This is a genomic window from Amycolatopsis sp. NBC_01307, assembly GCF_035975215.1.
GTDB lineage: Bacteria > Actinomycetota > Actinomycetes > Mycobacteriales > Pseudonocardiaceae > Amycolatopsis.
The window spans coordinates 1,632,708-1,643,952 of sequence record NZ_CP108403.1 but is presented as its reverse complement, the minus strand read 5'-3'; the positions used below and the strand labels follow the sequence as shown (position 1 = coordinate 1,643,952).

The window sequence follows — 11,245 nt, the reverse complement described above, 5'->3', positions numbered from 1 at the left end:
AGGCCGGACGGGTTGCCCGTGACCGGGTTCGCCGAACCGTTTGTGCTGGTGCCCGTGTTCTGGCCGGCACCGGTTGCTTGGCCCGTCGAGCCGGTGCCCGTCGTACCGGGACCTTGGCTCGCCGGACTGGTGCCCACGGAGCCGGTGCCCGGCCCCTGGCTCCCGGCCGAACCGACGGCGGGACCTTGGGAAGGTGCGGTCGCACCCTGCTCGACCGCACCTTCCGTACCCGGGCCGGAACCGCCCGGCGCCGACGGGACGCCCGTGCCGGAGCCCACCACTCCGGTCGAGCCCGGGCCGCCCGTCGAGGTGCCGGAACCGGGCGAGCCCACACCCTCGGACGGCCCAGAACCGCCCGCCGCGGCACCGGTACCCGTCGAGCCCGTTCCGGTTCCCACACCCGAACCACTCGTGCCGACGCCGGAACCGGACCCGCCCGCACCCTGCCCGAATCCGACCGAACCGGATCCACCTGGACCGGAGCCGATCCCACCCGAACCGGCCTGACCCGGGCTGGCGCCGGCCCCACTCGCGCCGGGCTGACCAGAACCCGCGCCAGCCGAACCGAGCTGACCCGAACCCGCACCGGTCGAACCTGGCTGACCAGACCCAGAGCCGATCCCGCCCGAACCGGACTGACCAGCACCACCGCTACCGGATTGACCGGAGCCCAGGCCGGTCGAACCGGGCTGACCGGAACCAACTCCACCAGTACCGGACTGACCGGGACCTGTGCCAACACCGGCACCTTCGGTGCCCGGTGCGCCGCTACCTGCACCAGAGACGCCAGGAGCCGCCGTGCCCGGGGCCGAACCCGGCCCGTTCGACCCGACCGAGCCGGGACCGGCGCCCGCTCCGCCAGGAGCCGGCGTGCCGGAGCCGACACCTGCACCCGCGCCCGCCCCCGAACCGGGCCCATCCGAACCGACACCTGCTCCACTCGAGCCCGGCCCGCCCAAACCGGTATCGGCTCCCGTGCCGCCCGAAGGAGCCGCACCCGTCCCGGCCGAGCCAGTCCCCGTTCCGCTGGTGCCAGGCGCCCCCGAACCGGGCCCGCCGGTTCCGGCAGCCGTCCCGCCAGGAGCGGAGCCACCGGCACCGGCTCCCGCTCCTCCGGGCCCGGAGCCCACCCCACCCGAACCCAGTCCACCCGTCCCGGAACCCGCTCCACCTGAAGACGGAACCCCCGTCCCGGCACCCACTCCACCTGAAGACGGACCAACCGAACCAGGACCCCCGCTACCCGAACCCGGTCCACCTGTCCCTGCACCCGGCCCGCCTGAGCCCGGAACTCCGGTCCCGGCACCCGCCCCGCCGGAACCAGGACCACCCGTCCCGGCACCCGCCCCGCCGGAACCAGGACCACCCGAACCCGGACCGCCACTCCCCGAACCGGACCCACCGCCGGAACCCGAGCCCGGCGCCGGCGGTGCGTCGATCGGACCGATGTTCCCCTTGTCGAAACCCACGTCCCCGACGTCCTTGGGCCCGGCCCCTTCGGCCCCCGGGCCGCCCCCGGTCAGCTTGTCGTGCAGCGACTCCCCCGCGTGGTGGGCCCCGTGCGTCGCCGCGCCGCTCAAGCCTCCGTTCAGCGCGCCCCAGCCCAGGCTGTCCAGGTCGCCGCCGAAGGCTGCCGCTCCTGTCAGGCCGACCACCACCTCCGTCGCGGCCTCGTTTCCCGCCTCGCCCCAGACGTTCTTCGAGAACTTCGTGCCGAACTTGCCGTCGACCTTGCCGAGACCGTTGCCCGCCACGTGCGCGAACGCGCCGCCGACCGCGCCCAGGGCCGCCGACTGGCCGATCGACTTCCAGTCGAACCCGTGGCGATTGCCCTGCGCGATCTGGATGAACTGCGCCAGCATGTCTTCCGCGACCTCTTCGGCCGCTTCCTGCGCCGCCTCCCGGGCGATGCGGGCCAGCAGGCTCGTCAGACGCCGGACGAGCGTGCGCTGCACCGTCACCACCGCGGTCCGGCCGGCCGCCATGATCTCCGGGACCAGCGGCGCCGTGAACGGGTTCGTCAACGCCCACAACACTTCCGCGGCCGTCACGGCGATCGAGATCAGCATGCCGTACTTGGCGTTCTCGACGTTCAGCGCCTGCTCACGCAGCGACGCCGCCTGCGCCCGTGCGCGCTGGACGTAGTCCGCGCCCAACGTGCTCAGGTTGCGCGAGAAGTCCGAAAAGTTCTGCTGGACGTCGCCACCGACGTTCGCCGTCACGTGCTGCGACAGCTGGTTGAACCCCTGGCCCGCCGCCGCGATGTCGCGTGCGACCTGGTCCCACTCCGCGGCCAGCTCGCGCAGCTTGTCCTCGTCGCCCTGCGGCCAGGCGTCACCCGCGATGATGTAGAAGATCCAGTTCAGGCTGGGATCCACCATCAGGCTCATCGCGAGTAACCTCCCCGGACTACGAAGAAGCCGGCGGCTTCGAGACGTCTTCCTGCAGCTGCAGGAAGTTCTTCTGCAGGTCGCGCGCCATGTCGAACGCGCCCTGGTCGGCTTCGCGGAACGAGCCGGCCATATCGTGGATCGCGTCCGACGTGCCGTCGACGGCCTTCGCCCACAGCCGGACGCCGTCGCGGATCTCCGCCACCGCCTTCATGTGCGTCTGGGCGAAGGCGTTGCCGTTCTTGTCGTGACCCGCCGCCTCGGAGACGCGCCCGGAGCTGCCGAGGGCTTGGATGCGCTGCATCAGCGCCTCCAGTTCGGTCGCCTTCTCGCGGTAGCCGTTGCGGCCCGTATCGAGGCCGTCGGCGTCCACAAAGAACTGATCAGTCATCCTCGGTCCCTCCTTCGAAACCCGGCACGCGAGCGGCGAACAACGCTTCGACGTCGACCTTCCCGGCCATCAGGTCCCGCGCGGAGAACCCCGGCGGCAGCATCGGCGCGAGCTGTTCGGCCGACGCGTCGATCGCCTGCTGCCGCGCCTGCGCGATGGTCCGGACGATCACTCCGGCCAGCTCGGCCGGCGCCATCCGCTTGTACGCGCTGGTCGGGAACGTCAGCTCGGTGACCTCGCCGGTGCGCCCGACGGTCGCGGTCACCTCGCGGCGCGCGGACGTCGCCGTGCCGGTGGCCTCGTCGATCCGTTCCTTCGTCGCGGTGAGGTTCTCGCGCTGCCGCTGGTACGCGCCGAGCGCGTCCTCCAGCATCTTCTCGTAGGGCGATGCCATGACTCCTCCTTCAGCCGACCGAAGCCAGACCCTGCCCGAGCGCCGCGGGTTCGACGTCCGGCGGGCGGACGCCGCGCAGGTCGGCCGCCGCCAGCGTGCGGGACGCGGCCGTGGCCGACAGCGTGCGGGCGAGTTCGTGCGCGGCGTGCACCGTGCGTTCCGACGCCGCCGCCAGCTCGTGCGCCAGCGCGTCACGGACGGCGTCCGGCACTTCGTGACCGCCGCGGACCAGCAGCCGGACGGCGATCTCGCCGAGTTCGTCCACTGTGTACTTCCCCAGCTCCCAGACCGCCGGGAACCGGTCGCGCAGCGACGGCACCAGCCCGGCCAGCGTCCGGACGCGCCGCGGTTCGGCGGTCAGCACGACGACCGGATCGGCGGGCCGTCGTCCGACCGCTTCCGCCAGTGCTTCAAGGACTTCGTGGCCCGGAGTGTGCACAGTGGACTCCCACTCGCCGTCCAGGTCGAGCACGAGGACACCGCCACTCGCGTCGTCCAGCGCGGTGCGGACCAGGTGTTCGGCCTGTCCCGGCCAGCGCGGCATCAGGTCCTCCGCGACCGAGCGCCGGACGAGCTGCCCGACGCCGACCAGGCCGAGTTCGGCGAGCCCCCGCGCGTACAGCCGCGCGAACTCCGCCCGGCCCGAGCCACGCTCGCCGCTGAGCACAACGTTGGCTTCCTGGCCGAGCGGCTGACGGCCGTGCTTGAGCCCGCCGAGCCGGACCAGCAGGCGTTCGGCGTGCTCCCGCACGGCCTTCTGGCCGACGAGCTTGCGCAGCCGGTGCACGCTGGTCGCCGCGCCGACGGCCGCGGCCGGATCGGTGCCGACCGACACCGCGGCCTGGGCCGCCGCGGGCAGGTTCGCCAGCTCGGCGTGCAGGTCCTCGGCCGTCAGCCGGTTGAGCTCCGAGTCCTTCGACGGCGGCTGCAGCGCCAGGCGCGACGCCTGGTTGTTCACCATGGCCTCGAACAGCTTCCGCGCGACGCGGCCGTTGCCGAACGTCGAGTTCTTCGGCACCCGCTCGAAGTACTCGCGCAGTGTCGTCATCGCGTCGTCGGTCAGCTCGTAGTAGTGCTTGCGGGTCAGGCCGGTGGTGATGGTGACCAGCTCGTCGACGCTGTAGTTCGGGAACTCGATGGTCCGGGTGAACCGCGACGCCAGCCCGGGGTTGGACTCGAGGAAGACGTCCATCTGCTCGGAGTAACCCGCGACGATCACGACGAGCGAGTCGCGCTGGTCCTCCATGATCTTCATCAGCGCGTCGATGGCCTCCTGGCCGAAGTCCGGCCCGGAGCCGCCGGAGCCCGCCGACAGCGTGTAGGCCTCGTCGATGAACAGGACGCCGCCGATGGCCTTCTCGACGACCTCGGTGGTCTTGATCGCCGTCGAGCCGATGTACTGACCGACGAGGTCCTGCCGCGCGACCTCGACCATGTGGCCCTTGGACAGGATGCCCAGCTCCGCCAGGACCGTGCCGTAGAGGCGCGCGACCGTCGTCTTGCCGGTACCGGGAGGGCCCGCGAAGACGAGGTGCCGGCTCATCGGCGGCATCGGCAGCCCCATCCGCTCCCGCATCTGGGACATCCGGATGAGGTTGATCAGGCCGGTGACCTCCTTCTTCACCCCGGCCAGGCCGACCAGCGACTCCAGCTCGCCGAGCGGGCCGTCGAGCACCTCGCCCGAGGCGTCGCTCGTGCTCGGCTCGACGGTCTCCGCTTGCGGCATCTCTCGGACCGGTTCGCTCGCCACACCGTCCACTTCGCACTCGGTGAGCGTCACGTTCGCACCGTCGTCGGACGAGACGCCGTTGTGCACGCGGCAGCGCGACGCGGTGAGCGTGGCGCCGGCCTTGACCACGATTTCGTCGGCGATCTCGCAGTCCTGCAGCTCGGCCGTGCCGGCGACGCGGATGCCACTCCCCCGCACGTGGAGGTCGGTTCCGGTCAGCCAGGACGATTCGGTTACCTCGACGGCGATCTCGCGCCCGGTTTCGACGGACGCGTCGGTGAGGTCCAATCGCGACTGTCCGGAAAGGACGATGCCGTGGCCCGCGAGCCGCAGCCCGGCGATCCGGACCTTCGCGTCGGCGGTGACGAGCACGCCGGTCTGGGTCGCGCCCCGGATCGTCGCGCGCTCGAAGTTCGGCGTCGCTTCACCGTCGGCCAGGATGATGACGGGTGAGTCCTCGAACGTGCAGTCCACGAAGTGCGGCGACGCGTTGCCGGTGACCTGCACGGCGTTGCGTTCCGCGCCGGCGAAAACGCATTCACGCAGCACCGGCGCGGCCGACGCGGCGACGTGCACGGCCTGCATCGGCGCCGACAGGAACCGGGAGTCCACAACGGACACCCGGCCTTCGCTGGTGAGGTACAGGTCGACGTTCGCGCTGTCGCGCACGGTCAGGCCGGTGATGGTGGCGCGGCCCTGCTGTTCGACGACCATCGCGGGCTTCTCGGCGCCGGTGATCTCGCACTGCTCGACGACCGCGACGGCCTCGCCGTTCACGCAGACGCCGTTGCCCTTCGGCTGCCGCACCGCGCACCGGCGCAGCACGACCGACCCGACCTCGGCGACGACCACGCCCGATGACGCGGTGCCGGTGATTTCGGTGTCCTCGATGGTGCTCTGCGCCGGCGACGCGACGACGATCCCGGCGCCGGCGGTGCTGGTGACGGCGCAGCCGCGCAGGGCGAGGGACCCCTGGAGGCGCGCGAGGAGCGTCGCCCAGGAGGCGCCGGTGACGCGGCAGCCGTCGAGGGCGGCCTCGCCGCGCACGACGTCGACCGCGACGAGCTTGTCGTCCTGCCCGGTGAGGGTGAAGCCGCGCAGCTGGACGGCTTCGGCGTTGGCCACGAGCACGCTGCCTTCGCGTGCGACGATTTCGACGTCGCCTTCCGCGACGAGCGAGACCATGCGGTCGACGACGAGGTTCTCCTCGTAGCGTCCGGAGTGGACGGTGATCGTGGCGCCGTTCTGGGCTTGCGCCAGCGCGGCGCCGATCGTGGGGTAGGCGCCTTCTCCGCCGACCGTGAGCACCTGTCGGTTCATCAGTTCCGCCTCTCCCTCACACCAGCCCCGGCACGACGCCGAACCGCCCGGCGGCCGCCGTCGCGATCGGTTCGCGGCCGTCCGTCTCGGCCCACACCTCGAGTTCGCGCCGCAGCGACTCGAGCGCCAGTTCGTCGAGCGAGATCCGGTCGGCGGCGACGCGGCCGGTCTCGTCCACCTCGCTCACGGTCAGCTCCCGCAGCAGCACGAGCCCGCGCTGAGTGGCGGTGGGCTCGGTGATCTCGAGGACCTTGAAACTGGTGCCGGGCACGAAGAGCGCGCGGTTGGCGACGCCCTCGGCGGGCTCCAGCAGCTTCGTCCGACGGGCGGTGACCGACCAGACGAGGATGTCCGTGTCACCGTCCGAAGTGGACATCGGAGTGGTCATGGCGTGCAGGAAACCCCACTCGGTGAGCACTTTCCGGCTCCGGTAGAGCGCCCACTGCCCGGCGGTCGGACTGGTCGCGAAGCTCGCGGGCCCCCGGTGCGACGGCAGCCGCCCGAGCCCGGCGACCACGCAGCGCGCGATCGGCACGTGCGGCCCGTTGCGCCCGGCCCGCAGCCCGGCGTCGATGGCCGCGCCCTTGGCCGAGAGGTAGAGCTGCACGGCAACGGCATCGGTGAGCACATCGGCCGGCGACGCGGCGAGCGCGCCCTGGAAGCCGGGATGCTCGGAGAGGATCCGCGCGGCGGCGTTGGACATCAGGCCGTACTCGGCGCCGAGCGACTTCCGAAGCCACTCACGTTCCTTGTCGACACCCCGCTTGGGCAGCAGAGCGGTCGCCTCGGCGGCGGGGGTGGGCTGAAGCCGAGCGTGATTGGTACCGCCGTCCGCGACCTCGAGGGGCGAACCCGCGGACGGCGGGGTCTGGGGAGTGTCCGCTTCCTGGGGGATTTCGCCCGGGGCAGCGGGGGGTGGGGTGGCGGTTGCGCCGACCGAGGTGCTGAGAACTCCGGCGGGCGGAACTGCCGGCGGCGGGGTCGCAGGACCGCCGGTTGCGGCGGGTCCGCCAGGGACTCCCGCCGGCGGAACCGCGGGAGGCGGGGTCGCAGAGCTGCCCGCTCCAGCGGGCCCGCCAGGAACGCCCATCGGCGGGACCACGGGAGGCTGAGTCGTGGGAAGCGTGGTCGCGGTGGTACCGGATCCGCCGAGGGCGGCTGCCGGAGACTGTCCAGTGGGAAGATCCGCGGCCGAGCCGCCGAGGACTCCAGCCGGCGGAACCGCGGGCGGCGGCAGGGTCGCGGGGCCACTCGAGACCATGGAACCGGCCGCAGCCTCGCGGAGACCAGCGGGAGGAACCGCTGGCGGCGGAAGGGGCGCGGGGTCGGTGACTGCCGGTCGGGCGACCTCAGGCAGGGCTTCGGGCTGCGGGTCGATCGCAGAGACGGAGTCGGTCGCCGGGCTATCCACACCGGCGGACGGCGGGGTAGTCGGGCCACGAGAAGCGCCAGTCGCGGGACCAGTCACGCCAGCGGGCGGCAGGGTGACCGAGCTTGCCGAGCTGATCGCCGGACCATCCACGCCGACGGGCCGAGTTGCCGAGGGCGGAGTGGCCGGCCCCTCGGGAGCGCGGGTCGCCGGGCCATTCACGCCGATCGGCGGAACCGCCGGCGGCGGGGTTGCCGGGCCACGCGATGTGAACGACTCGGGCTTGGCAGCGCCGGTTGCCGGGGTGCCCGTGCCCGCGGGCGACGGGGTGGCCGCACCTGTCGAAGTGACCGCGGGCGGCGGCTGGGTGACCGGGCCGTCGGAAACTGTCGTGGCACCCCTGTCCGCGACAGGAGAGATCGTCGTCGGACCGGCAGAGACCGCCGATGCGTCGGCGGGCGAGGCGGTCGCCGGGCCGGCAGAAGTGCGCGCAGGGGCCTTGACCGCCTCCGTTGCTCGCTCCTCCGAAGCCAGTGCCGGGATCCGGGGCGGCGCTGCCGTCGTGATCGTCACCGGGGTCAGCGAGGCCGCGATCACCGCGCCCGGGTCCAGGCGCTCCGAGATCGTCAACAGCGGGGCCTCCGCCGGGGACGTTCCGCCCACTCGGGCCGGGGCCGCCGCCGGGGGGACTGCGGCGGCCGGGGGCGACGCGGGGGCTTCGATCTCCGCCATCGCGCGTCGCGGGATCGTCACCCGGGCTCGCTCCGCCAGCAGGGCTGCCGCGGGGAGGATGCGGCTGATGCGGCGGGTGTGCTCGTCCAGCCTCGCCAGGACGTCCTCCGCCAGCAGGCGCATGCGCTCCACCGCGTCCGCGCCCTCCTCCGGGACGTCGTACGTCAGGTTGTGCACCGACGTGTCCAGCGTGACCTCGCGCAGCGCCTCGGCCGTCGGGCCGGCTGACGGCGGGCGCAGCAGCAGGCCCGACTGGACGACCTCCAGCACCGCGTCCGGCGAGTACCAGTAGACGGCGGGCTCGATCTCCTTCAAACCCTCGATCGGCAGGCGGTGGTCCAGCATGCGGGGCATCGGCTGCTGCGGGACGTACGCCAGCTCGCGGGCGAACGTCGCCCAGCCGAGACCGCCGTCGTAGAGCACCGTCCAGACGTCGAGGTCGTGCGGGGTGCCGATCGGGAGTCCACTGTAGAACCCGACTTCGCGGCCCAGCAGGTCGGCGAGCGACTGGCCGAGCGTCGTGCCGGACGGCACCGACATCGGGCCGTACTGGACGAAGCGGGCCTTGTGGCGCACCGGTTCCGGCAGGCGCATCCACAGGCGGGCCGCGTCGTCCATCGTCAGGGGCGGGCAGCCCGGGCAGCCCAGGACGATCGTCATCGTGTCCGGCAGCGCCGGCAGCCCGCGGATCAACGCCGAACGGTGGTAGCCGAGCTGGCGGTCGAAGCCCACCGGGCGGATCCAGAGGCCGCCCGGCAGCGGCTCGGCCACGCCGCGGGAGCTCGTCGACGTCAGTTCGGCCGTGACGCCCGAGTCCCAGGACGGACGCGGGAAGCGCTTCGCCTCCCACTTCGGCGGCCGGCCGGGCTGGAAGCGGACCCAGCCGCTGCCGCGTCCACTGTGGACGAACAGGGCGCCGCCCGCGCTCGGGATCACCGAACCGTCCGGGGCCAGCACCGGACGGCCGATCCGCTCGGCCAGCCACTGCCCGGCCAGCGCCGACGTCTCCCGCGAGCGTCCGCCGATGACAAGACGCACTCCACGACGACGCCGCGGCAGCGCCTTCGCCACCGATTCCCACAGGGAGATCGGCGAGTCCACCGGCAGGTCGACGACGACGAGGTCGTGCTCGGAGTCGGCCGCGACGCCCAGCGCGAGCGCCTGCGCCTCCTCCGTCATCCCGGCGGCGGGGTGGACGACCAGGGCGTTGCCGACCGTCTGCCGGTTCAGGTCGGTTTCCGGGCCGCCGCGGCGGCGCACCAGCGAGAGATCCATGGTGACGCTCCTTTCAGGCTCGGCGGACCGGGGGCGGCGTCGCCTGGACGGCGTGCCCGGTGTGGTGGGCGATCAGGCCGAACACGAAGAACCCCAGCACGATCAGCACCGCCAGCGCCGCGCCGACCAGCAGGCCGGTCCAGGTGCGCTTGGCGGGCACGTCGAGGTGGCTCGCGTCGCCGAGCACGAGGGCCGAGGTCATCCGCCCGATGAGGAACGAATACGCCTCGACGTGGTCCTTTTGCGTCTGCACCATGGTTTCAGCCCGTCAGTCCGATGGCCCACGCGTACGTCCCGAACAGCTGCAGCAGGATCGGGAGGATCGCGACGGCGCTCAACGTCTCCAGCCAGTTGGCCAGGTGGCCCCAGATCGGCAGCAGCCGCCGTGGCGGGGGCCGCAGCATGGCCAGCACCAGCAGGAAGAACACCAGCACCACCCCCGCCGCGGACGCGCCGCGCCAGTCCGGGGTCAGCGGTTCGATCAGCGAGAACGTCAGCAGCACCAACCCGAGCGCGCCGGCGACGGCCAGCGGGACCCGCTGCCACGCGCCCAGCAGGCTGCGCGAGCGCATCAGCACTGCCGCCGCGAGCAGGCCGGCGAGGATGCCGGGGAACAGGCCTTGACCGACCAGGAAGGGGAAAGAGCAGGCGAAAATGACGGCCGAGGTGACGCAGGCGATCGTGAGGTAACCATCGGCGTACGCGGTCTGCGCGACCATCTTCTCCGCCGGCGCGGGCTCGATGTCGTACTGCAGCTCGTCGGCCGTGCGGGGCAGCTGCGGGCCGCGGATGCGCGCGAACCGGATGCCGATCCGCGGCGCGAACACCAGCAGTCCGATGAGGACGGCCGAGACCAGCGCGGCCGACTGCACCGGCGAGAACTCCGGGCCGTAGTGCAGCCACAGCGTCACAGCACCGGCCGCGGAGGTGGCCACGACCGTGCCGAACGGGATGAACGGCGTGACCGGCGCCCACGCGGCCCGGCCGCCCAGCATCAGGCCGCCCGCCAGACCGGAAGCCAGGCAGCCGGACAGCAGGGGCGCGGTCTGCAGGTCGAACGCCGGCCCGAGGCCCGCGACGGCGACCGCGCCCGCCACGAATCCGAACCCGCAGCCGCCCAGACCCAGCAGCGTGATCAACGCCGTGTCTTCGGACCGGACGCCCGAGCCGACGGCCGCGACCAGCAGGCCCAGTGCCACGACCGCGCAGCCGATGGCGGACAGGCCCAGCGCGCCCGGGTAGAGCAGCACCCGGGCCAGCACCAGCAGCCCGGCGATGGCGAAACCGAGGAACAGGAACCGGTTGAACTCGGGCTTCCAGCGGCCGGACTGGCGGCTGACGGCGGTGGCCATGCCGTCGGCGATGTCGTCGAAGTCCAGTTCCGGCAACGGGTCGAGCCGGGGGCGGAGGTGGAACTCCTCCCCCTCCTTCCAGTCGAGCGACTCCGGCGTGCCCGCCGGGTCGAGCGGCGCCTCGCCGAGACGCTGCAGGACCCACGAGTCACCGAGGTCCTCGTGGCCGCCGGTGTGCCGCAGCAGCACCGGCAGCAGGCTCGTCACCGGGACACCCATCGGCACGGCCAGGTCGGCGCGCCCCTGCGGGCCGTGCACGGTGACCCGGCACAGCTCGCCCTGCTGCATGGCGG

Annotated in this window: 6 protein-coding genes and 1 pseudogene; all 7 read right to left on the bottom strand. The window is 72.8% G+C overall.

Translation table 11 applies throughout. The features are described 5' to 3' along the window. Nucleotides 1–2,051: 2,051 nt before the first annotated feature. A pseudogene (locus OG439_RS50015) lies at nt 2,052–2,381 on the bottom strand (WXG100-like domain-containing protein); the annotation flags it as partial. A 28-nt stretch (nt 2,382–2,409) separates the two neighbouring features. Next, the gene (locus tag OG439_RS07005; RefSeq protein WP_326948538.1) at nt 2,410–2,781 is read right to left on the bottom strand and encodes a hypothetical protein; all 372 of its coding nucleotides are present in this window, start codon (nt 2,779–2,781) and stop codon (nt 2,410–2,412) included. Next, on the bottom strand, nt 2,774–3,175 hold the full coding sequence (locus OG439_RS07000; RefSeq protein WP_247050442.1) for a YbaB/EbfC family nucleoid-associated protein: 402 nt from the start codon (nt 3,173–3,175) through the stop codon (nt 2,774–2,776). The genes OG439_RS07005 and OG439_RS07000 overlap by 8 nt, the downstream gene beginning before the upstream one ends. A 10-nt stretch (nt 3,176–3,185) precedes the next feature. Beyond that, nucleotides 3,186–6,224 (bottom strand): right-handed parallel beta-helix repeat-containing protein, encoded by a 3,039-nt coding sequence (locus OG439_RS06995; RefSeq protein ID WP_326948537.1) that lies wholly within the window; start codon nt 6,222–6,224, stop codon nt 3,186–3,188. 16 nt (nt 6,225–6,240) lie between these two features. Beyond that, nucleotides 6,241–9,600, bottom strand: a complete 3,360-nt coding sequence (locus OG439_RS06990) for a hypothetical protein (protein ID WP_326948536.1) — start codon at nt 9,598–9,600, stop codon at nt 6,241–6,243. 13 nt (nt 9,601–9,613) lie between these two features. Beyond that, entirely contained in the window at nt 9,614–9,856 is a 243-nt protein-coding gene (locus OG439_RS06985) for a type VII secretion protein EccB (RefSeq protein ID WP_247050436.1), read from the bottom strand. Between the two features lie 4 nt (nt 9,857–9,860). Continuing rightward, a complete protein-coding gene (eccD, locus tag OG439_RS06980; protein WP_326951501.1) occupies nt 9,861–11,240 on the bottom strand; it encodes a type VII secretion integral membrane protein EccD in 1,380 nt (459 codons plus the stop codon). Nucleotides 11,241–11,245: the final 5 nt, after the last annotated feature.

Coding starts and splice junctions, on each gene's coding strand:
- OG439_RS06985 (WP_247050436.1), bottom strand. CDS start 9,856: ATGGTGCAGACGCAAAAGGACCACGTCGAGGCGTATTCGTTCCTCATC.
- OG439_RS07000 (WP_247050442.1), bottom strand. CDS start 3,175: ATGGCATCGCCCTACGAGAAGATGCTGGAGGACGCGCTCGGCGCGTAC.
- OG439_RS06990 (WP_326948536.1), bottom strand. CDS start 9,600: ATGGATCTCTCGCTGGTGCGCCGCCGCGGCGGCCCGGAAACCGACCTG.
- OG439_RS07005 (WP_326948538.1), bottom strand. CDS start 2,781: ATGACTGATCAGTTCTTTGTGGACGCCGACGGCCTCGATACGGGCCGC.
- OG439_RS06995 (WP_326948537.1), bottom strand. CDS start 6,224: ATGAACCGACAGGTGCTCACGGTCGGCGGAGAAGGCGCCTACCCCACG.
- eccD (WP_326951501.1), bottom strand. CDS start 11,240: ATGCAGCAGGGCGAGCTGTGCCGGGTCACCGTGCACGGCCCGCAGGGG.